Source organism: Anaeromassilibacillus sp. An200 (assembly GCF_002160025.1).
Classification (GTDB): domain Bacteria; phylum Bacillota; class Clostridia; order Oscillospirales; family Acutalibacteraceae; genus Caccousia; species Caccousia stercoris.
The window spans coordinates 1-23177 of the sequence record NZ_NFJU01000029.1; the positions used below are offsets into that span (position 1 = coordinate 1).

The 23177-nt window shown below is 56.7% G+C and carries 17 protein-coding genes and 1 pseudogene; all 18 read left to right on the forward strand.

Annotated features, from left to right (window positions below; all coding sequences use genetic code 11):
- Positions 1 to 228 precede the first annotated feature (228 nt).
- The 18 genes and pseudogenes from B5F35_RS13455 (at position 229) to B5F35_RS13540 (ending at position 23172) form a co-directional block, all read left to right on the forward strand.
- Positions 229 to 1428, forward strand: a complete 1200-nt coding sequence (locus tag B5F35_RS13455) for a tyrosine-type recombinase/integrase (protein ID WP_087241812.1) — start codon at positions 229 to 231, stop codon at positions 1426 to 1428.
- A gap of 535 nt (positions 1429 to 1963) precedes the next feature.
- Positions 1964 to 3805: a methyl-accepting chemotaxis protein gene (locus B5F35_RS13460; RefSeq protein ID WP_087241814.1), complete on the forward strand. Its 1842-nt coding sequence runs from the start codon at positions 1964 to 1966 to the stop codon at positions 3803 to 3805.
- A 154-nt stretch (positions 3806 to 3959) separates the two neighbouring features.
- Positions 3960 to 5171 (forward strand): bifunctional metallophosphatase/5'-nucleotidase, encoded by a 1212-nt coding sequence (locus B5F35_RS13465; RefSeq protein ID WP_087241816.1) that lies wholly within the window; start codon positions 3960 to 3962, stop codon positions 5169 to 5171.
- Between the two features lie 179 nt (positions 5172 to 5350).
- Complete coding sequence (locus tag B5F35_RS13470) at positions 5351 to 6121, forward strand: sigma factor (protein WP_162611427.1); 771 nt, start codon at positions 5351 to 5353, stop codon at positions 6119 to 6121.
- A complete protein-coding gene (locus B5F35_RS13475) occupies positions 6118 to 7473 on the forward strand; it encodes an anti-sigma-I factor RsgI family protein (protein ID WP_087241820.1) in 1356 nt (451 codons plus the stop codon). Before B5F35_RS13470 ends, B5F35_RS13475 begins: the two co-directional genes overlap by 4 nt.
- Before the next feature lie 245 nt (positions 7474 to 7718).
- Positions 7719 to 8417, forward strand: a complete 699-nt coding sequence (locus tag B5F35_RS13480) for a putative ABC transporter permease (RefSeq protein WP_087241822.1) — start codon at positions 7719 to 7721, stop codon at positions 8415 to 8417.
- A gap of 316 nt (positions 8418 to 8733) precedes the next feature.
- Positions 8734 to 11025, forward strand: coding sequence for an anaerobic ribonucleoside triphosphate reductase (locus B5F35_RS13485; protein WP_087241863.1), 2292 nt, complete (start codon positions 8734 to 8736; stop codon positions 11023 to 11025).
- A 117-nt stretch (positions 11026 to 11142) separates the two neighbouring features.
- A pseudogene (nrdD, locus tag B5F35_RS19670) lies at positions 11143 to 11247 on the forward strand (anaerobic ribonucleoside-triphosphate reductase); the annotation flags it as partial.
- A 10-nt stretch (positions 11248 to 11257) separates the two neighbouring features.
- A complete protein-coding gene (nrdG, locus tag B5F35_RS13490; RefSeq protein WP_087241824.1) occupies positions 11258 to 11752 on the forward strand; it encodes an anaerobic ribonucleoside-triphosphate reductase activating protein in 495 nt (164 codons plus the stop codon).
- Positions 11753 to 12176: 424 nt separating this feature from the next.
- Positions 12177 to 13262: a PucR family transcriptional regulator gene (locus B5F35_RS13500; RefSeq protein WP_087241828.1), complete on the forward strand. Its 1086-nt coding sequence runs from the start codon at positions 12177 to 12179 to the stop codon at positions 13260 to 13262.
- A gap of 197 nt (positions 13263 to 13459) precedes the next feature.
- A complete protein-coding gene (ftsE, locus tag B5F35_RS13505; RefSeq protein WP_087241830.1) occupies positions 13460 to 14140 on the forward strand; it encodes a cell division ATP-binding protein FtsE in 681 nt (226 codons plus the stop codon).
- Positions 14137 to 15048, forward strand: coding sequence for a permease-like cell division protein FtsX (ftsX, locus tag B5F35_RS13510; RefSeq protein ID WP_087241832.1), 912 nt, complete (start codon positions 14137 to 14139; stop codon positions 15046 to 15048). The genes ftsE and ftsX overlap by 4 nt, the downstream gene beginning before the upstream one ends.
- A 36-nt stretch (positions 15049 to 15084) precedes the next feature.
- The gene (locus tag B5F35_RS19450; RefSeq protein WP_275532265.1) at positions 15085 to 16284 is read left to right on the forward strand and encodes a murein hydrolase activator EnvC family protein; all 1200 of its coding nucleotides are present in this window, start codon (positions 15085 to 15087) and stop codon (positions 16282 to 16284) included.
- Between the two features lie 61 nt (positions 16285 to 16345).
- Positions 16346 to 17545, forward strand: a complete 1200-nt coding sequence (locus B5F35_RS13520; protein ID WP_242969531.1) for a murein hydrolase activator EnvC family protein — start codon at positions 16346 to 16348, stop codon at positions 17543 to 17545.
- Between the two features lie 34 nt (positions 17546 to 17579).
- The gene (locus B5F35_RS13525) at positions 17580 to 18929 is read left to right on the forward strand and encodes a S41 family peptidase (RefSeq protein WP_087241834.1); all 1350 of its coding nucleotides are present in this window, start codon (positions 17580 to 17582) and stop codon (positions 18927 to 18929) included.
- Between the two features lie 266 nt (positions 18930 to 19195).
- The gene (locus tag B5F35_RS13530; RefSeq protein WP_140401222.1) at positions 19196 to 21112 is read left to right on the forward strand and encodes a DUF4838 domain-containing protein; all 1917 of its coding nucleotides are present in this window, start codon (positions 19196 to 19198) and stop codon (positions 21110 to 21112) included.
- A 55-nt stretch (positions 21113 to 21167) separates the two neighbouring features.
- Positions 21168 to 22319, forward strand: a complete 1152-nt coding sequence (locus B5F35_RS13535; protein WP_087241838.1) for a diphosphate--fructose-6-phosphate 1-phosphotransferase — start codon at positions 21168 to 21170, stop codon at positions 22317 to 22319.
- A gap of 37 nt (positions 22320 to 22356) precedes the next feature.
- Positions 22357 to 23172, forward strand: coding sequence for a sugar phosphate isomerase family (locus B5F35_RS13540; protein WP_087241840.1), 816 nt, complete (start codon positions 22357 to 22359; stop codon positions 23170 to 23172).
- Positions 23173 to 23177: the final 5 nt, after the last annotated feature.

The window sequence follows — 23177 nt, forward strand, 5'->3', positions numbered from 1 at the left end:
TTCTGCATTCTTTACCAGCATTTTTATCACCCCAAACTCATTATACCGCATTTTCTCCCTTTATACGAGAAAAAGGCCACCAATCGGTGACCTTTTTCGACAGGCTGGGGCGAGGAATCTTCCTCGCCCTTTGCGTTTTCAGGGATCGCACCTTTGAGAAGAATGAGAACTTTTGATAAAAGAAATATGAGCATTAGGCTACATTATAATAGGAAAGGAAATAATATTATGGCAAAGAAAAAGGGGCAGACTCCTGAATATGGAACTGTTGTGCGGAAAGGAATCCGGTATTACAGAACACGAATCACAGATGCTGATGGGAAAAGAGTGGATTTGTACGCTGAAACCTGTGAAGAACTGTATCAAAAGGAACAGGAAGCGCGTCGCCAAGTGGAAGAAGCTATTTTCCGCAAAGAAAATCCCACGGTTGCGGAATATTGCGAGAAGTGGCTGCTGATGCAGTCGGCAAAGATTTCACCAGCTACATTAAGAGGGTACACAATTAACATGAACAAATACATAGTCGAGCCGTTGGGTTCTATGTATCTGTCGGATGTAACAGCGGATGATATTCGGCTGGCGCTGATCCCGTTGGCCACAAAATCGGCAGGATTATATAGCACGGTGAATATGCTTTTGAAATGCGTCTTTTACTCGGCAGAGCGCAGCCAACTACTTGACTATAATCCCTGTGAAGGTATTTCAGCAAAAGGAGGAAAGCAAGCGAAGAAAAAGGAAGCCTTGACGGATGAACAAACAAAGGTGCTTCTGGATGCTGTCAAAGAGTTACCACCATATACGTTTATCATGATTGCCTTGTATTCCGGCCTGCGCCGGGAGGAAATTCTGGGGCTTCAATGGGATTGCGTGTTTCTGGATGCACCTGCACCGTATATTTCTGTCAGGAGGGCATGGCGAACCGAGCATAACAGGCCGGTGGTTTCTACAACATTAAAAACCAAAGCGGCCCGCAGGGACGTTCCTGTTCCCAAATGCTTAGTAGACCGCCTGCGGGAAGTCAAAGAGAAATCCATATCTGAATATGTGATAGCAGACAGCGAAGGCCAACCATTATCTGCTTCACAGTTTCAAAGGTTATGGAAGTATGTGACTGTCCGGACTGCCAAGCCCCGCAACTATTATAAGTATGTCAACGGCCAAAGCATTAAGTACACAGTTACCCCTACCCTCGGCGGTCATCAAAAGAATAATCCCAAACTGATATACGCCATCGACTTTGATGTGACTCCACACCAACTTCGGCATACCTATATTACCAATCTTTTGTATGCTGGCGTTGATCCAAAGACAGTCCAATATCTTGCCGGACATGAAAATAGTAAGACAACGATGGACATTTACGCTCAGGTGAAGTATAATAAACCCGAAGAACTTGTGAGTGTGGTGAACGACGCATTTCGACAGTAAAACCGAGCATCTGATGTCCCCATTTTATGATTAAATAGTGGGGCAACTTTTAAGGGGAAGGCCCGAAAAGCCCGAAATCTCAAGGAAAAACGGACGTAAGAGCATTTTAGTACGGCCTCAAGGCTGCCCGCCGCGCACCGCAGTTCTCCAAGCGCTGATTGGCCAAAACCGATCCAGAAGCTTTACAGAGCCCCCGGAAAACCAAAGTTTTCCGGGGGTTTTCCTTTCCAGTGTGCTGATGCGATGGGGCGAAAGGAAGAAACGGGCGCCGCTGATCCAGCGGGCTGCGGCAGATTAGGCCAATATTCTTGTCTGAAGATGTACGCATTGGCTTGAAAATGGGATAACCGTGTGATAGAATAAGCATGCAAATAATGTTATTTTATCTGTTCCTTGGGAGCGTCTGGAGACAGATGCTGTGCGTGCTGCGTTTTCGGATGCGGGTCATCCCCGGTCGCTTGAGTGGGTGATTCTATTTTAGATAAGCCTTGCATTAAATGGAACAGCAATGGTTTTCTGAAAGAGAGGGAAAAGAATGGAAACAAAGCAGTCAGGCGGCACGATCAAAAAAAGCATACGAAAACGGATTATGGAGGGGTATTTGACGGTTACTCTTCTATCCGCTTTGGTGGGCGTCATTACGATCATATCGTTGAGCGTCTTGTTTGTGTTCTATGCCAATATAACCAGCCTGGATCAAGAGCGCGCAGTACTTTCCAACACGATTTCTTCACACTATCAGTGGCGTTCGGATCTGATCCGATCGCTGGAAAACGGCTCCTCTTTTACGGGCAGCCTCGATCCGCAAACCTGCTCTTTCGGCAAGTGGCTCGATGAGTATATGACGAAGAGCGGAGCAAACAGCGAAATCAAGTCGAAGGCACAGCAGCTTATCGAGGGGCACAATGAGATTCACAGCCTGGCGGAGGAATTGCTCCAAACGAGCACCACGAATCGTGAAGGAGCCATCAATCTTTTCTTTTCAGAACTGGATCCGAAGGCCTCCGAAGTGATTAACGGGCTGTATGACATTGACAGCCTGTATTCCGCGGAGGTACAGAGCAACACGCGCAGCTTTGAATCCATGATGACGATTATGATCGTTGTCATTGTGTGCGCTGTCATTGCCATCAGTGTATTTTCCATCCTGTACGGGAAAAAACTGGCAAGCCAGATTGCAAAGCCTGTCATGATGGTGGCGGACTGGTCCAAGAACCTCTCCTTTGGCGCGGCCGATTTGGATGTTGCCAGTGAAGAGCTTGCCCGTCTGGAGACGGAAAACGCGGATAATGAAGTCGGCATGATGATCTCCGCTTTCCATACCATGGCGGACAACATCCGGGAGAATATGGCAGTGGTGCAGCGCATCGCGGAGGGCGATATGACAGCGTTTGTCAAGATCCGTTCCCGCCGTGACAGCCTGGGCAAGAGCCTGTACCGCCTGGTACAGTCCAATGATATCATGTTCAATGAGATTGTGGATTCGGCTCATTCCGTGGCAGCCGGAGCAGATGAAATTGCCGCCGCGAGCCATATGCTGGCGGACAGCAGCACCGTGCAGGCATCCGCGGCTCAGCACCTGTCCGATGAGATGAAGCACGTCAGCGATCTGATCCAGTACAATGATGAAAAAGCGCAGGCTGCCTATGAGATCACGAAGGAGATCAAAGAGGAGCTCAGAACCAGCAACGAACATATGAAGGTCCTGTGTGATTCCGTCATCCATATGCGCAATGCTTCCAAGGAAATTGCCACCGTCATGAAAACCATTGATGATATTACCTTTGAGACCAACATTCTGGCTCTCAATGCCGCCATCGAGGCGGCCCGTGCCGGTGCCGCCGGAAAGGGCTTTGCCGTTGTTGCCAATGAAGTGCGTGCTCTGGCTATGAAGAGTGCGGAAGCGGCACAGGAAAGCCATGTCCTCATTGAGAACAGCATTAAGCAGACGGAGCACGGCACGAACATCGCAACAGAGTCCGCTGCTATCTTTGAGAACATCAATGAGAAGATCAGTCAAATCATTGAGATTGTTGAGCAGGTTTCCGGCCTGTCCACCAATCAGATGGAAAGCATCCGGCAGGTTGCCGAGTCTGTGAACCAGATCACCGAAGCGGCCACCAAGAATGCCGCAATCAGTGAGGAATCGGACGCCTCCAGTCAGGAAATGCGCAATCAGGCTGCTTTCCTGCGTGATAAGATGAAGCACTTCAATCTGCGTAAGCGTGAAAAGGGCAAGGCATATATCCCGGACGAGAAGCAGCATGACGAAGACTTCATTGAGTATGCAAATAAGGCGTATCAGCTCAAGGAAAGCACGGGTCAGTACGGAAACGAGTACATCGATCCCAACGGACGCGACGCAGATGTAAATTAAGCGGACGCCGCATGATCAAGCGTCCGGATGTTGGGGTGTCCCACAGGTTGATTGCTTGTCATTCCCGATCGTTTCAGGAGGATGCTCCCAGCTTTTGGGACGCATCCTCCTTTTCTGTCACGGCTGGATTTGCGTTGTGAGGAAAGGAGAAGTCATGAAAAAATACCTGCAGCTCGCACTGGCAATCTGCCTGGTGCTGGCGCTTACCGCCGTGGGCATACCGCCCGCCGTTTTTGCGGACGAGGAGGAAACGGTTTCGATCCGCATCGTACACACGAATGATTCGCATGGCCGCTACGCCGCCGGGGAAACGTGTGTCGGATACGCCAAGCTTCAGACGATTGCAGAGGGAGACGGTCACCGCGCCGATCTGATTCTGGACGCCGGAGACGCCTTTCACGGGCTTTCCTTTGCCACGGTGGAGCAGGGTGCGGGTGTCGCGGAGCTTTTCAAAACGATCGGCTACACGGCCATGACGCCGGGGCTCGCGGATCTGAGTTACGGCACGGCGCATCTGAATGAGCTGGAGACGGACAGCGGCACGCCGATCCTGAGCTGCAACCTGCTCGACGGCACAAGTGCACAGCCGGTGTTCACGCCTTCCGTAGGGCTGACCGTGCAGGGAGTGCGCATCGGGCTGATTGGGGTGACAAGCCCGGATCTTCTGGGTGAGCTTGAAATGGAGGATGGGCAGAGCCTGATTCTGGCCGATCCCGCCGCCTGTGTCCAGCAGGAGATCGACCGCCTGCGCAAGGAAGGCTGCACCATGCTGATCGTTCTGGCGCATATGGGCGATTCCTCCCTCTGGCCATGGACCGGTGAACGCCTTATTTCCGAAACGGAAGGCATTGACGTGCTGATTGACGGGCGCAGCCATACCGAGGAAAACCGTATGGTGAGCTGGAAAAACGGGGAAGGACAGGCTTTGTGCGTGCAGACCGGCGCATATCTGGAAAATGTGGGCGTCCTGACGCTGGAGGTTGACCGTGGGACCGGCCGCCCGGTGAATCTTTCCACATCGTGCGAGGATCTGATCTCCGCCGGGGAGGCGATGGAGCTCGAGGAGGATGCGGGCATTGCGGCGCAGATTGCCCTGATTGAGAAGCGGCAGAGCGTGCTGTCCGCCTCCTCCGCCGCTGTTTCTTCGCGGCCTGCTTCCTCCGCGGTGCGATCGAAGCCTGTTTCCCCGGCGGTTTCCTCCAGCGCGGCGGTCTCCTCACAAGCGGTGCAGTCCTCCCCGCAGTCCGAGCCGCCTGCGCCGGCGGAGCAGGGGACCTGGGAAATGTTCCCTGTTTTTCTGGCGGCCGCCGTGGTGGTGCTGGTGGCAGTATTTGTCCTGCTCTCCCGGCGCGGACAAGGACGCTGAGAAAAGGCGGACATCGTTTGAAAAAATTTATGAGATTGTAACATTTTATAGCTTTTCAGCGTGTTACCATGAGGGAGATGTTTCGCCGCTTCCTGATTTGGCAGGAAGCGAGGCGAAAAAAATCCGATTTTTTTAAAAATTTTTTGATCCGACCCCAAAATTCAGAAAAGAGATTGCGAATGAAAATAATGCAACGATCTATTTTCCATGGACACGGGAAGGAACAACAAAACGGAGCTTCCGCAGAAGCAGGAGGCGTCCTCAGAAGATCGGAGGAAGAGCTGGAACGGCTTGTCCGGGAAAACGAGGCCTTCATTCTGAGGACGGCCTCCGCGGTCTCGCGGCGGTATGTAACGAAGGAAGATGACGAGTGGTCTGTCGCCTTGCAGGCATTTGCCGAGGCGGTGCAGGATCATGAACCGGAAAAGGGAAGCCTGCAGGGCTTTGCCGCCGTCGTCATCCGGCGCCGCCTGACGGATCATTTCCGTAAGAACCAGTCGAGGAGCGCCGAACTTTCCGTCGATCCATCTGTTTTTGAAGCCGATCCCTCCGAAGAGGAGGAAGGCCTTTCGCTCCGGCTTGCGGTGGCAAAGCAGACAACCCGCACGGAGGATTACAGTCTGAAAGAGGAGATCGAGGCGGCAAATCAGGAGTTTTCCGGGTTTGGCTTTTCGTTTTTTGATTTGGCCTCCTGCTCGCCGCGGGCGGGCAAAACGAGGGAAAGCTGTGCCAAAGCCGTGAATACCCTGCTGGATACGCCCCTTTTGCGGGAAACGCTTCTGCAATCGGGCCAGCTGCCGATGAAAGCGCTGGAGGAACGGTCAGGCGTGCCGCGCAAGGTTCTCGATCGACACCGAAAATATATCATTGCGGCGGCGATTATTTTGTCGGGCGAGTATCCGGGTCTCTCCGAATACATGCGCTTCATCCGAAAGGAGCCCCGTTCATGAAAGCAGTCATTGTCGAAATCCGCGGGGACACCGCGGCGGCCCTGGGACGCGACGGCAGCGTTTTTAAAGTGAAAAACCGTGCCTACGCGATTGGGCAGACAATACATGTGCACCGGGTTGCCCTTTCGCGTCAGCTTGCCGTACTGGCCGCCTGTGCGGCCGCCATTTTTCTGATTATTGGAGCGGGGATCCACACCTATGTATCCCCCTATTCGATTGTTACCCTGGATGTCAACCCCTCCCTGCAATACACACTCAACCGCCTGGGCGTCGTTCTCTCCGTGGAAGCGGTCAACGGCGACGGCACCGAGCTTTTGGAGGAGGTCGGCAGGCTGGATAACCGCAGCATTGAGGACGCGATCACCATCACCGTCCGCCAGATTGCGCAGGACGGATATTTCGACGGGGATGACCCGGGAGGCATGGTGATTGCCGCTTCCTGCCGCGATCATCAGGAGGCCGAGCGCCTGGTGGAAAATGTCCGTGAGACGGCGCTGCGGGCCACGCAGGAAAGTGAAAAAGAGGTCGTGGTGGCGGCGATGACCGTCGGTGAGGATCAGCTCGAGCAGGCGCGCGAGCTGGGCGTATCGCCCGGGAAGCTCACGCTGGTGGAGCAGCTTCGCGACACCGCTCCGGATCCCGATTCCATTGATGTACAGGAGTGGCTGGGAAAGCCCGTCAAGGATATCATGAAGGAGACGGCTTCCCAGATCCCACAAAGCCAGGATCCCGCTTTGTCCAGTGGAACAGGCAGCGGAACGCTTTCCAGTGAGACGCCGCCGTCCAGCCAGGATTCCGCGGAATCGAAGTGGCAGGATTCCGGCAAGGTCGATCAGTCGTGGGCATCCTCCGGGGAGGGATTTGCTTCCTCCGGCGGAACCCCGATGGAATACCGTCCAACCGCTCCCCGTCCGTCGCGCAAGGATCCCGTATCCACGGCGGAGGAAAGTGGGGCCGCTTCCGGTTCCGGAGAAGGGGATAACCAGACTTCTGCGGCTTCCAAGGAGGACGGAAAGGAAAATATCTCCTCGCCTTCCGAGACAGAGGAAACCAGTGGAACGGACGTTTCCGAAAGCCACGGGAGCGGGAAGGAAAGCACGGATTCCACAGATACAGCCATGAGCGGCACAGCAGGCAGCTCCACGGGCGAAACGTCCGGCAGTGCTTCCAGTTCGCCGTCTCATGAAGCGCCCGCTGAAAGCGGAGGATCCGCTTCCGCTGCGAAGCCGGAGCAGACGGTTTCCTCGGAGTCCAGCTCTTCGAAACGTTCCTCCTCCAAATCATACGGTTATCCGATGCCTCCGGCTCAGGATCCGAACGTTTCTCTCCCTTGGTGGGAGATGATGGATTGATCATAAGCTTTATTTCCATATATAACAAACTCTCTAAATGAAAGCGGAAGGCCCCACCGGCAAATGCCGGAAGGGGCTTTTTGCCGTCCTTTTGGGTTTGGTTTTCCCCTGTTTTCCTCTTTTTTGTGGAAAATTCGAGATAATCCTGTTTTTTCTTTCCGTTTCGTGCTATAATATCGGAGCATGGCCCACTGTTGTATGGGGTGAGACTCCCTCCCCGGAGGGATTTTTGGAGGAAGATTGGCATGACGGAAACAATCCATCGCCGCAAGCCGGTGTACCCTTTTGCGCCCGGATTGGGGTTTTACAAAATATTCTGGGTGTTTTTTCTTGGATGTGTGATCGGTGTGGTGGTGGAAACCTTCTGGTGCCTGATCACAAAGTTTTACATAGAAAACAGAAGCGGCGTGATTTACGGCCCGTTTAACCCGGTCTACGGATTCGGGGCCGTGGTGCTCACGCTTGGCCTGCACTGGCTTTCCCAAAAGCGCGATCTGTGGATTTTCCTCGGCAGTATGCTTCTGGGCGGCGCGGTGGAATATGTGTGCAGCTGGGTGCAGGAGATGGCGTTTGGCACAGTATCCTGGGAGTACAGTGAGACGCCGTTCAATTTGCAGGGACGCACCAACCTGATGTTTGCCTTTTTCTGGGGAATTCTTGGGCTTTTGTGGGTGAAGGATTTTTATCCGCGCATGTCCGCCTGGATCGAGCGCATTCCTCGCCGGGTGGGAATTCCGCTGACGTGGGTGCTGCTGGTTCTGATGATTTTCAACATGACGATCTCCGGCCTTGCGGTGGCACGGTGGACGGCCCGTGTGCATGGGGAGCCCGCGAAAAATCAGCTGGATGTTTTTCTGGATCAGGCGTATCCAAACGACTATCTCACCCGGGTGTATCCCAATATGATGGTGGTCACGGACGAAAACGGAAACCGGGTCATATAACCGGGAGAAAAATCGAAGAAAATCAGTATGCCGCGAACGAGGGTTTGCGGCATACTTTTTTGTCAAAAAATTTTTTATTGGGATAATTTTCCTTTTTTTAACCGGTTCACCTTTTCGGTGGAAAATTTTTTGAGCGTGGAAGCGGCGCGCGGGAGGTTTTCCACTGGTTTTCAACATCTTGTTGCCTTTCTTTTCAACCATTGACACAGACAACTAGATGTTGTACAATCAGATGCAGTTGTTCCAAGGGAACCGGGAAGAAATCCGCCAGGCGCACCGTGCAGGCCGCGGCGGAAAGGGAAGGAATCACAGAAAGATGCCGAATCAAATCAAAAAGCGCAACGGCGTGATTGTCAAGTTTGACGCGGACAAGATCCGCAGCGCCATCCATAAAGCAAATCAGGCTGTGGGGGAGGAAACCATGACCCCGCAGATGGAAGAAATCCTGACCAGGAAGGTGACGGAGCATGTGGGGGGCGGAAACGTGCCCACCGTGGAGCAGGTACAGGATTGTGTGGAGGAGCAGCTGATCGCTTACGGCTTTGCCCGCACGGCGAAGGCCTATATCCTGTATCGCGCCGAGCATGCCAAGATCCGCGAAGCGGAGAGCACGCTGATGGATATTTACAAGGAGCTGACCTTCCGGGACGCAAAGGACGCGGACATCAAACGGGAGAACGCGAACATCGACGCCGATACGGCGATGGGAACGATGCTCAAGTATGGCTCCGAGGGAAGCAAATATTTCATCAACAACCACGTCCTGCCGAAGGATATCGCGGCCGCGCACATCAACGGCGATATCCATATCCATGACGAGGATTTCTATATGCTCACGGAGACATGCTGCCAGATCGATCTGATTCGCCTGTTCTCCGACGGCTTCTGCACCGGGCATGGTTTCCTGCGCGAGCCGAAGGATATCCGCAGCTATGCGGCACTGGCCTGCATCGCCATCCAGGCCAACCAGAACGAGATGCACGGCGGCCAGAGCGTGCCGAATTTTGACTACGCGATGGCTCCGGGTGTGCGCAAAACGTTCCGCAAATCGTATTTCAAAGCACTCGGGCAGTATTTTGAGGTGTCCCACGGGATGCGCCGGGAGGATGCGAAAGCGCTGGCCGCCGCCGCGCGGGAGAGCATCGAAACAAAGCCGGATCTGGAAAACGGAGACGCTTTCGGCGAGGCGCTCGCAGCCTGGCTGCCGCCGCACCAGCGGGACAACGGCTTTGAGGCGATCAGCGAGACGGAAGCCCGCCGGGCGCATGAGTACGCCATGCGCACCGCCGAGGCGGACACAAATGACGCGACCTTCCAGGCCATGGAGGCGCTGGTGCACAACCTCAACACAATGAATTCCCGCGCGGGCGCGCAGGTGCCTTTCTCCTCCATCAACTACGGCACGGATACCTCGCCGGAAGCGCGCATGGTGATCCGCAACCTGCTGCTTGCCACGGAGGATGGCCTGGGAGACGGGGAAACGCCGATTTTCCCGGTGCAGATCTTCAAGATCAAGGAGGGTGTGAATTTCAATCCCGGGGATCCGAACTATGATCTGTTCCATTTGGCGATCCGCACCTCCGCAAAGCGGCTGTTCCCGAATTTCAGTTTTCTGGACGCGCCGTTTAACCTGCAATACTACAAGCCCGGCGATTACAATACGGAGGTGGCCTACATGGGCTGCCGTACCCGCGTGATGGGCAATGTCCATGACCCGGAGCGTGAGGTGACCTGCGGGCGCGGAAACCTGAGCTTTACAAGCATCAATCTGCCGCGCATCGCGATTGAGGCCAAGGGCGACATTCAGAAGTTCTACAAAACGCTGGATGCCCGGATTGATCTGGTGATCCGCCAGCTTCTGCACCGTTTCCGCATCCAGTGCGGGAAAAAGGTTTATAACTATCCGTTCCTGATGGGGCAGGGCGTGTGGATTGATTCCGACAAGCTCGGCCCGGATGACAGCGTGGGCGAGGTCCTGCGCCACGGCACGCTGAGCGTTGGCTTCATCGGTTTGGCGGAAACGCTGGTGTCTCTGACAGGCAAGCACCACGGCGAGAGCGAGAAGAGCCAGAAGCTGGGATTGGAGATCATCAGCCACATGCGGGAGCGTATGGACGAGGAGAGCCGTCAGACAGGGCTGAATTTCACGCTGCTGGCCACGCCTGCGGAAGGGCTTTCGGGCCGTTTCCTGCGCATGGATCAGAAAAAGTACGGGAAAATTCCCGGCATCACGGACCGCGACTATTACACCAATTCGTTCCATGTACCGGTGTATTATCCGATCAGCGCGTTCCGGAAAATCGAGCTGGAAGCGCCGTATCATGCGCTGACGAACGCGGGCCATATCAGCTATGTGGAGCTGGACGGCGACGTCTGCCGCAACCTGGAAGCGTTTGAGAGCGTTATCCGCTGGATGCAGAAATGCGGCGTTGGCTACGGCAGTGTCAATCATCCCGTGGACCGCGATCCTGTGTGCGGCTATACGGGTGTGATCGACGACGTGTGCCCGCGCTGCGGCCGCCGCGAGGGCGAAGGTGTGAGCGTGGAAAAGCTGCGCGAACTGAGAAAGAAATATCCGTCCATGCCGCGTTTTGTCGGCCTGGAATAAGAAAAGAGCCCCGTTTGGGGGACAGATACCGAGAGGAAAGAGAAGGGAGAACAGAAAAGCATGACACAGAAGGTTACCATTTCGAGCAAAGACAATATGGTGGGTGAGGGCGTCGGCTTTGACCGCATCCGCCGCATCACCGGTTATCTGGTGGGAACGCTCGACCGCTTCAACAATGCCAAGCGTGCCGAGGAAAGCGATCGCGTCAAGCACGGCATGTGAGGACAGCAAAATGAAGCTGAGAATTGCCGGGACTGTCGGGGACTCCATCGTCGACGGACCCGGCCTTCGTCTGACCATTTTTGTGCAGGGCTGCCCGCATCATTGCCCCGGCTGCCACAATCCGCACACGCACGATTTCGAGGGCGGGCGCGACACGACGGTGGAGGAGCTGTTCGCCGCGTACTGTGAAAACCCGCTTCTGCGGGGCGTGACGCTCTCGGGAGGAGAGCCGTTCTGTCAGCCCGCGCCGCTGGCCCAGCTGGCGCATCTGGTGCATGCGCACGGCGGTGACGTGTTCTGCTACACCGGCTACACCTATGAACAGCTTTGCGAAAAGCAGGATCCGGCGGTGGACGCGCTGCTCGGGGAGATTGATGTCCTCATTGACGGCCCGTTCCTGCTGGAGGAGAGAGATCTCACGCTCCGGTTCCGGGGCAGCGCAAACCAGCGGATGATTGACATTCCGCGCACGCGGGAGGCCGGGGAGATCGTTCTCTGGGAGTAAGGAATTCAGCCTGCCGCTCCGTGTTTACCGTATCTGATAAAGACGGAAAAACGCTCCTTTGTGGCTGTGATGCCATGGAGGGGCGTTTTGCATGTGCGCAGGACGGAAACCCACGGGATGCGGGAGCATGTGCAGACCGTCCCGCGACGCCGGGGTGAAATTTTGCGCTACACTCACGAGCGGGCCATTGCGTGCAGGCTCAGCCTGCCGGCGGTCTTGCCGACGGGTGCGCGAATTGTGTCCAGATTCAATCTGGATTTATTGAAAGAAAGTGTTGAAAAGTTATTTCTTTTTGTGTAGAATAGAATAAATAGGAAAAGAAATCAGGATTCTATAGGACAGAAAGGCAACCGGCGGGAAAAACCTGCGGGCGGTCAGCTTTGCGTTTGCCTTATCTCATTTCTTGATAAAGTGAGGGAGATTCATGTCAAACAGATTATTCCAGGGCGTTATCCACCAGATGCGCGACGCGATTGACCGCACGATCGGCGTGGTTGACGAGACGTCGGTGATTATCGCGTGCAGCGAGCTCGGACGCATCGGGGAGGTCAACGACAACATCACGGCTGAGGTTATGGCGGCTCCCAGTACCTTCGTGCTCAATGGCTATACCTACCGTTCGTTCGGCAACCATCCGCGTCCGGAGTACGCGGTGTTCGTTTCCGGCAACGATCCGGAGGCCGCGCGGTATGCTTCGCTGCTGGCTGTGTCGCTCAACAGCATCAAGCAGTATTACGATGAGAAGTACGACCGCGGGAATTTCATCAAGAACGTGATTCTTGACAACATCCTGCCGGGCGATATCTATCTCAAGGCGCGCGAGCTGCGCTTTAATTCCGACGTCAGCCGCGTGTGCATGCTCATTAAAATCACCAACAAGACGGATGTTTCCGCCTACGACGTGGTGCAGAACCTGTTCCCGGACAAGACGAAGGATTTCGTCATCAACATCAACGAGACGGACATCGCGCTGGTCAAGGAGATTCGCACCGGCATCGAGCCGCGCGATCTGGACAAGCTGGCGGGATCGATTGTCGATACGCTTTCGAGCGAGTTCTACACGCACTGTGTCGTCGGCATCGGCACGACGGTCAGCGGCATCAAGGATCTGGCCCGCTCCTTCAAGGAGGCGCAGGTCGCGCTGGAAGTCGGCAAGGTGTTTGACACCGAGAAGCCGATTGTCAGCTATGACAACCTGGGCATTGCCCGCTTGATCTACCAGCTGCCCACCACGCTCTGCGAAATGTTCCTCAGAGAGGTGTTCAAGCGCGGATCGATCGAGTCGCTGGATCATGAGACGCTGTTCACCATCCAGCGTTTCTTTGAGAACAACCTGAATGTTTCCGAGACGAGCCGCAAGCTGTTTGTGCACCGCAATACGCTGGTTTACCGTCTCGAGAAAATCAAGAAGATTACCGGCCTTGATCTGCGCGAGTTTGAGGACGCAATCGTCTTTAAGGTGGCGCTCATGGTCAAGAAGTATCTCTCTGCCAACCCGGTGAAATTCTGAGCGGAGCAGAGGGCGCACCGGTGAAAGATTACAAAATAATTACAATTTTATTCTTTTAAAGAATAAAAAGCGCAGCGTCCCTTGGTATTATGGTAACATGCCAGCAAAAGGACGCTGCGCATTTTTTGCGGTCATTCGGGCCGCCTGCGGGTAAGTTTAGGTTTTTTGTTATGCTGCGGAAATGAGGTTGCATTTTTGTGATAACGTTTCAGAATGTCAGCAAAATGTATCCAAACGGGACACATGCGCTGCACCATGTGAATTTGAATATTGACCAGGGCGAGTTTGTGTTTATTGTCGGCTCCTCGGGAGCGGGCAAGAGCACCTTTCTCAAACTGATTATGTGTGAAGAACGGCCGAGCGAGGGAACGATCATCATCGGGGACACGGTGGTGACAGACCTCAAACGCCGCCAGATTCCGTATCTGCGCCGGACAATGGGGATCGTGTTCCAGGATTTCCGGCTGATTGACAATATGACGGTGTATGAGAACGTCGCGTTCGCCATGCATGTGGTGGGCGCGCCGAACCGCGAGATCCGCCGGAAGGTGCCCATCATCCTGGGGCTGGTGGATTTGGAGGACAAGGCCCAGTGCAAGCCCGCCGAGCTTTCGGGCGGCGAGCAGCAGCGCGTCGGCCTGGCGCGCGCCCTGATCAACAATCCGAAGCTGATCATCGCGGACGAGCCCACCGGCAACGTGGATCCGGCCCTTTCCTTTGAGATCGTGGATCTCCTCAGTGAGATCAACCGCCACGGCACCACGGTACTGATGGTGACGCATGAACATAGCCTGGTCAAACACTTCCACCGCCGCATTGTGGAGATCCACAACGGGCGGATCGTCGCGGATTCCGGGAAGGAGGCGATGATCCGGTGAAGCTGAGCAGCCTGGGATATCTTCTCAAGGAGGGCGCCAGAAACATCTGGTCCAACCGGACGATGAGCTTCGCCTCGGTGGGTGTTCTCGTCTCATGCCTTCTGCTGACGGGCGCGGCCGTGCTGTTCTCCATGAACATCGACAGCGCGATGCAGAGCGTGGAGGGCAGCAACTCGATCACCGTGTACTGCACGCAGGGCCTGCCGACGCTCAAGGCTGTGCAGGTGGGTGAACAGATCAAGAACCTGGAAAACATCAGCGAGTGCGAGCTGGTGCCGAAGGATCAGGCGGTCGAGGAAATGCTCGACATGCTCGGAGACAACGGCACGGTGCTTCAGGGGCTGATGGGAGAGGACAACTTCCTGCCGGACGCATATCGCATTTCCCTCACGGATCTGTCGAAGTATGAGGAAACCGCCGCGCAGATTACCGCGATCGAGGGTGTGGAAAAGATCATCGACTATTCCGATATCGCGAACCAGCTGACACAGCTTGACGATATGGTGACGACGGTGTGCTTCTGGATCATCCTGCTTCTGGGTGTGGTTTCCCTGTTCATCATCGCAAATACCATCCGTGTGGCGCTGTTCTCGCGCCGGGTGGAGATCAGCATCATGAAATCCGTGGGCGCCACCAACTGGTTTGTGCGCGTGCCGTTCATCGTCGAGGGCCTTTTGATCGGTCTGGTGTCGGGCGGCCTGGCCAGCATCATCCTGAATCTGGCCTATGACAGCGTGATGTCCTCGCTTTCGGTGCTCAGCTTCTTCACACCTCTGCCGCTTGGGCCGTACCGGATGCGGATTGTGCTGATTTTCCTGCTGGCCGGATCGGCGTTCGGCGTGCTGGGTGGATTGATTTCGATTGGCCGCTATCTGAAAAAGGACGTCGGCGGCCTTGTGACGCTGTAAACCGTGGATTAGGTTCCGATGGGAGGGAATGCAAAGTTGAAGGGAAAATTCTGGAAACGTTTGGGTAAGCCTGTTTTGGCGCTGGCCCTGGCTCTCTGTGTCGCGCAGGGGACGGGAGGCTCCGCCATTGCCGCGACGCTCACGGAGCTTCAGCAGGAGCAGGCGCGCCTGGAGCAGGAGAAAAAGGAAAATGACGCGAAGCTGGCCGAGCTCAAAGCGGATCAGTCGAAGCAGCAGGAATATAAAGATGCGCTTGACGCGCAGATGCAGAATCTGCAAAGCCAGATCGACGGGCTGAATACCCAGATCAACGATCTGGATGCCTCCATCTCCGAGAAAAACGCTGCTATCGCGGAAAAGCAGGAGAACATTGACCGTGATGTGGAGACGCTCAAGGATCGCCTGTGCGCTATTTATATGATGGGCGACGCGAGTACGCTGGAGATTATTTTGCAGTCGGAAAGCGTCATTGACATGGCACAGAAGGTGGAGCTTCTGAACATGATCACGGAGCACGACACCAAGATGATCCAGCAGCTTTCCGCCGATATGGAAGCGATCGCCGACGAGAAAGCCGAGATTGAGAGCCAGAAGGAAGAGGTCGCGGCCGCGCGCACCGAGCTGGAGACAAAGGGCAGCGAGCTGGCTTCCGTGCAGGCCGAGGCGGAGCGTGTTCTGGAGGAACTGAACCAGAGCGTGGAGTCCGTGCAGGCCGAGAGCGACCGCATTGCGCAGGAGAAGGCGCAGGCGTCCGCGGAGATTGACCAGTGGTGGAAGGATTATTACGCCCAGCAGGCAGCCCAGAACAACAATTCTTCCGGCGGCTCGTCCGGTTCGTCCGGCAGCGGCGGATATGTCAGCACGGGCAACTTTACCTGGCCGGTGCCGGGCTTTACGAATATCAGCTGCGGCTACAGCAGCGGGCACAGGGCGATCGATATCTCCGGCGGCGGGCGCACCATCTACGGCACGCCGATCGTCGCGGCGGATTCCGGCAAGGTTGTGACCGCAACGTACCATTACAGCTACGGCAACTATGTGATGATTGACCATGGCGGCGGGTATTCCACCCTCTACGCGCATGCGAGCAGCCTGGCTGTGAGCGCGGGGCAGACGGTGACAAAGGGCCAGACTATCGCGTATGTCGGCAGCACCGGCAACTCGACCGGCCCGCATCTGCATTTTGAGGTGCGCGTGAACGGCAACCGTCAGAACCCGTTCAACTGGTTCAGCTGATTGTTTCACCGGATCGAATGATTTTTCGGCGGGGCCTCCCTTTCCAACAGGAGGCCCCGCCGTGACGCACGGAAAGGAAAGCGCAATGAAAAAGCATCGAAACCGGCTGGCCGCGGCGCTGCTCGCGCTGCTTCTTCTTGTTCTGCCCGGACAGGGAGCCTTTGCCGCGACGCTCCAGGAGCTCCAGCAGGAGCAGGCGCGCCTGGAACAGGAAAAGGAAGAAAACGATGCGAAGCTGGCCGGGCTCAAGGCGGATCAGTCGAAGCAGCAGGAATACAAGAATACCCTTGACGCGCAGGTACAGAACCTGCAAAGCCAAATCGACGGGCTCAACGCGCAGATCAGCGGGCTGGATGCCTCCATCTCCGAAAAGGATGCCGCGATCGCAGAGAAGCAGAAGAACATCGATCGGGATGTGGAAACGCTCAAGGAGCGCTTGTGCGCTATTTATATGATGGGCGACGCCAGCACGCTGGAAATCATTTTGCAGTCGGAGAGCGTCATCGATATGGCGCAGAAGGTTGAACTGCTCAACATGATTACGGAGCATGACACAAAGCTGATCCAGCAGCTTTCCGCCGATATGGAGGCAATCGCTGCCGAACGGCAGGAGATCGAGAGCCAGAAGGAGGAGGTCGCGGACGCGCGCAGCGAGCTGGAAAGCCGCCGCACCGAGCTGGCTTCCGTACAGGCGGAGGCTGATCGCGTGCTGCAGGAGCTGAACCAGAGCGTCGCGGCCGTGCAGGAGGAGAGCGAGCGCATCGCGAAGGAGAAGGCGGAGGCCGACCAGGCGGTTGACGACTGGCTCAAGGACTACTATGCCTCGCAGGCCCAGGGGGGATCCTCGGGAAGCGGCGGCTACACGAGCACGGGCAATTTTACCTGGCCGGTGCCGGGCTTTACGCGCCTGACCACCCAGTTTCAGGAATGGACGTACGGCGGATACCACCGTGGAATTGACATTGCCAGCACGGGCGGGCGCAGCATCTACGGCGCTGCCATTGTGGCAGCCGATTCCGGCAAGGTGATCAAGGCGGGCTGGAACAATTCCTACGGCAACTGCGTGTACATTGACCACGGCGGCGGATATGTCACCCGATACGCGCACGCGAGCAGCCTTGCCGTCAGCCAGGGGCAGACGGTGACGAAGGGCCAGACCATCGCGTATGTGGGAAACACGGGCGATTCATTTGGCGCGCACCTGCATTTCGAAGTGATTTTGAACGGGACGCTGCAAAACCCGATGAATTATTTCTCGTAAGCGGCCAGGCCGCCGGAGAGAAGGAGAGGAACGCATGAGCAGAAAAATATCCCTCGGCGCGGGCATTGCCCTGGCGGCGGTGGCGTCGGCGATTACAGTGTCGCTGACCTATGTATACGCGATGAACAGTTTCAATGAGAAGATGGCGGACGTCAACGAGCGGCAGGCCATGTATACAAAGCTCAGTGAAATCGATCAGAAGGTGCGCCAGGACTATGTGGGCAGCATCGACGAAAAGACGCTTGAGGATGCGATCTGCACCGGCTATGTGGCCGGACTGGGGGACGCGGGCGCGAAATACTATTCCGCGGAGCTGTTCCAGCAGTATCAGGCGGGGCTGACGGGCAAGAATGTGGGCGTCGGCGTCACCACGGTGCAGGACGAGGACGGCAATATGGAGATTGTTGACGTGCTGCCCGGATCGGCGGGCGAGAAGGCCGGGCTGAAAAAGGGCGACGTGGTGGTTGCCCTGGACGGCAAGGAGGTTGTGCGCCTGACATACGGCGAAGCCGTGAACAAGCTGGACGGTCAGGTTGGCACGACGGTGGAGCTCACGGTGCTGCGCCCGGCGCAGGAGGAGGGCGGTACGGCGGAAACGCTGTCCTTCCCCGTGACGCGCGCCGAGTATGTGCAGCGCACCATCACCTCCGCGACGATCAACGGCAACGTCGGCTATTTGGCTGTTTCCCAGTTCCGCGAGGGAGCGGACAACCAGTTTAACACCGAGCTTTCCGCATTGCTGAAAAGCGGGATCTCCGGGCTTGTGATCGATCTGCGCAACAATTCCGGCGGCGACATGGGGATCATGTCCGGAATGCTGGACGTGCTTCTCCCGGCCGGCACGATGGTGAGCAGCCGCGACAGCGCCGGTACGGTGGAGGTGGAGTATACCAGCTCCGCCAATGAGATCGGCATCCCGATCAGCGTACTGGTCAACGGCTCGACTTACGGAGTGGCGGAGCTCTTCGCCGCCGATATCCAGGATTACAAAAAAGGGCTTGTCGTCGGGGAGCAGACGGCGGGGCGCGGTGAAAAGCAGGATATCATCCAGCTTTCGGACGGCTCCGCGGTGATGCTGTCCGTGGCGGAATATCTGCGTGTCGGCGGGGATGCGTTCAGCGGCACGGGAATCACGCCGGATGTGGAAAAATCGCTGGACGAGGAGCAGGCCGCGCTGCTGGCCCGCCGCCAGCTTGCGCCGGAAAACGACGCGCAGGTGCAGGCTGCTGTGACGGCCCTTGTGCAGCAGGGAGCGGCTGTTTCGCAGCTGCCCGGCTCCTCTTCCCAGGACGCTTCCTCCGAGCCTGCGGAGAGTGGAGAGAGCGATGCTTCGTCCACAGCGGAGGGTGACAGCTCCTCCGAGCCTTCTTCCGAAGCAGAATAAACAAGCGCCCGTTTCTGTGTCAAACAGAGCGGGCGGCTTTTGTGCTTTTTGGTCTGCTTTTTTGGAATACCTTACAATCTTTTCTGTCTTTGTTGCTTTTGGTTGAATTAATTCAGGGAAATGTTATAATAAATCTATATTTGCTGGAAAAGTTTTGCCAAAGAGGGAAGAAATTGTGTGCTTTGAGCACAGAAAGCCACAGGAGACAGAACCTTCTGCGGTACAAAAAACAGAAGGGGTCTGAGACGGAAGCGGAGGTTAAAAACATGACACAGTTTCAGGTTGTGCCGTGCGGGCAAAGTCCGATTGTATCGTTTGCGGCGGAGGAATTGATCCGCCATTTTCAGATGGTGGGGTGCTCTGCGTTTCCCGGGAAATGGCTGCCGGGGCAGACACGGGAGCCGGGAGTCATTCTGCTCGGAACAGTGGAGGATGTGGATCCAGGAAAGCCATTTGAGGGCCTGGAGGATGCGGAGCTTGATGATGCGGTGCGGATCCGTGTGAGCCGCGAGGGAGGGATCCTCGCGGGGAGCAACGAGCGCAGCGCCCTGCTGGCTGTTTACCGCTTTCTGCGCGAACTGGGCTTTCGCTGGGTGAGGCCGGGAAAGGACGGCGTGTGTGCGCCGGAAAAGGGATGGAAAGAAAAAATTCCGGTTTTCCTCGAGGAAAGGGCTTCCTTCCGGCATCGCGGAATCTGTATCGAGGGAGCGGAATCGGTGGAAAACATCCTCGATCTTCTGGACTGGATGCCAAAGACAGGCTACAATGCGTATTTCGTCCAATTTGACGACGCATATATTTTCCTCAACCGCTGGTATGCGCATGAAAACAATCCTCTGCTTCCGCCGCAGCCGGTTTCCCGCGGCGAAGGGGCGAGAATGACCGAATGGATTATCGAGGAAGCGCACCGCCGCGGTTTGCTGTATCATGCGGTGGGACATGGCTGGACGACGCGGGTGATGGGGCTGCGCGACGATGGCTGGGAAAAGACACAGGAGCCGCTGCCGGAGACGAAGGGCCTGCTCGCGGAGATAGATGGACAGCGGACGCTGTTTCACGGCGTCCCCACCAACACAAACCTGTGCTATTCCTCCCCTGAGGTGGTGGATCGCTTTGCCGGGACTGTGGCGGAATATGCACGCCAGCACCCGGAGGCCGACTATCTGCATGTCTGGCTGGCGGATGCCTTCAACAATCAATGCGAATGCCCAGCGTGCCGGGAGCATCTGCCCACGGATCTGTATGTGCAGATTCTCAATGAGATCGACCGGCGCCTGACCGCGCTGGGCGTGCGCACACGCATTGTCATGCTGGCTTACCAGGAGCTTTTGTGGGCGCCGGAGAAGGAGCGCCTGCATAACCCGGATCGCTTTGTGCTGATGTTCGCGCCGATCAGCCGTTCCTTTGAGCACTCTTACGCGGAGCCGGAACCCCCGGCTCAGGTGCCCGCCTATCAGCGCAATCACATCACGATGCCGGTGGGGATCGCGGAAAATACCGCGTTTCTGCGCCGGTGGCAGGAGGCATTTTCCGGGGATTCGTTCGACTATGATTATCACCTTGGGCGCGCGCATTACGGGGATCCGGGCTACCAGCGGATTTCTGAGGTGCTGTGGGAGGATATCCGCAGCCTTCCTGAGCTGGGCCTGAACGGGATGATGCTCTGTCAGGAGCAGCGCGTCGGCTTCCCTACCTGGATGCCGAATTATACGGGCGGCATGACGCTTTGGAATCGCTCCACGGATTTCAAAGAGCTGACGCGCGACTATTTTTCCCACTGCTTTGGGGAGGGCTGGAAGGAGTGCCTGGCCTACTGTGAGCTTGCGTCCCGCTCGTTCTCCATGGATTTCTGGAACGGCAAAAGGGTGAATCAAGAGGAAGTGGCCGCCCGTCTCGAATCCTTCCTGAAGGAACAGAAGCGGTATGAGACAAGCCTTCCGCAGTGGGAAAACACCGGCGAGCCCGTAAGGAGCGCACGCCGGGTGCTGCGCGAGCATCTGCACTATGCCCGCCTGTTTGCACAGGCTCTTCTGTGCCGGGCAAGGGGAGAGGAAGAGGGGACACGCGAACACTGGCGGGAGTTCACCGCATGGATCCGCGAACATGAGATGTCGCTTCAGCCGTGGCTGGACGTATACCGCATTGTGGAGATTGGACAGAACTACACCGGTTTTTCGGAGTAAGCGGCGCAGCAAAGTCAAATTTTGTAAAAGCCCCGGACAGCAAGGAGGAAGGCGGATGAAAGGGAATCTTTTGATTATGCACGGAGGAGGTCCGACAGCGGTGCTCAACTGCTCGCTGTACGGAGCTGTGACCGAGGCGCTCGGCAGCGGTGAAGTGGATCGCGTTTACGGAGCGAAAGGGGGAAGCGGCGGCCTGCTGCGGAAGGAGCTGTTTGATTTTTCCTCTGTGTCCCGGGAAGAGCTGGAACGGCTCAAAACGACGCCTGCCACAGCCCTCGGCACGTCGCGCGACGCGCTGGAAACGGAGGATTACCGGCGCATGGCGGAGATTCTTCGTGAGCATAACATCCGCTTTGTTCTGATGAACGGGGGCAACGGTACGATGGATGCGTGCGGCAAGCTGGAAGCGGCGTGCCGCGGAACGGGGATCCGTGTGATGGGGATCCCGAAAACGATGGACAACGACATTGCCGTGACGGACCATTGCCCGGGCTTCGGGAGTGTCGCACGGTATATGGCCGGGACCATCCGGGAGCTGGGCGTGGATGTGCGCAGCCTGCCGATCCATGTCGTGGTGGTGGAGGCGCTTGGGCGCAACGCGGGCTGGACGACGGCCGCCGCCGCTCTCGCGCGGGAGCAGGGCGAGAACGCACCGCACCTCCTGTATCCCCCGGAGCGTCCGTTTGTGGAGGAGGAATTTCTGGAGGAAACGGCAGCCATGCAGCGCAGATACGGCGGCGTGGTGATCGTCGCGAGCGAGGGCCTGCACGGTGCGGACGGAAAGCCGATCGTTGAGCCGATTTTTCAGACGGGCCGTTCGACCTACTTCGGGGACGTTTCGTCCCACCTGGCCCAGCTGGTTGTGCGAAGGCTGGGGATCAAGGCCCGCAGCGAAAAGCCGGGGATTCTGGCGCGCGCGTCCATCGCGTGGCAGTCGCCCGTGGATGCCGCCGAAGCCGAGGAGGCCGGACGCGCTGCCTGCCGTGCCGCGCTGGCGGGAGAGAGCGGCAGTATGGTAGCCTTCCGCCGCTTGCCGGGAGAGGAATACCGCTGCGAGACATTCCTTGCACCGATCGAGCAGGTGATGCTTGGAGAACGCACCATGCCTGCGGAATATCTCAGCGGCAGTGATGTGACAAGGGAATTCGTCGACTGGTGCCGTCCGCTGATTGGACCGGAGCTGCCGCGCATGGCACGGCTGTTCTGATTGCCCCAATGGACACAGGAAACAAGGAGGTATTTGGATGCAGTATTATCATATTTCTCCACAGGAACTGGGAAAGGACGCCAAGCTGCCGATCGTGAAGCTTGGCGAATCCGGTGAAGTATTCTATGAGCTGGCCGCCGAGATGTGCGCCGTGATCCGGGAAAACAATGCCGCCGGAAAGCACACGGTGCTGATCTGCCCGGTGGGGCCGGTGGGACAGTATCCGATTTTTGTCCGTCTGGTCAACCGGGAACGCCTTTCGCTCCGAAACTGCTGGTTTTTGAATATGGACGAATACCTCACGGACGATGGCGAATGGATCGACGAGACAAATCCTCTTTCCTTCCGGGGGTTCATGAATCGGGAGGTATACGGAAAAATTGATCCGGAGCTTCTCATGCCCCCAGAGCAGCGTGTGTTCCCGGATCCGAAGGATCCCGGCCGCATGACGGCTCTGGTGGAGAAACTTGGCGGCGTCGATGTCGCCTTCGGCGGGATTGGCATCACAGGCCATCTGGCCTTCAACGAACCTCAGCCGGAGCTGACGCCGGAGCAATTCGCCGCACTCCCCACACGTGTGCTGGAAATTTCCCCTGAGACGCGCGCGACAAACTGCGTGGGGGATCTGGGCGGCGCGCTGGAAGATATGCCGCGCCTGTGTGTTACCATCGGGATGAAAGAGATTCTTTCCGCGCGCAAAATCCGTCTGGCGGTGTTCCGCGACTGGCATCGTGCTGTCTGCCGCCGCGCCGCCTACGGTGAGGTGACGGCAGCCTTCCCGGCCACGCTGGCCCAGCGCCATCCGGACGCTGTTCTGTATGTCAACGCCAATGCCGCACAGGCCGCTTATTAAGGAGA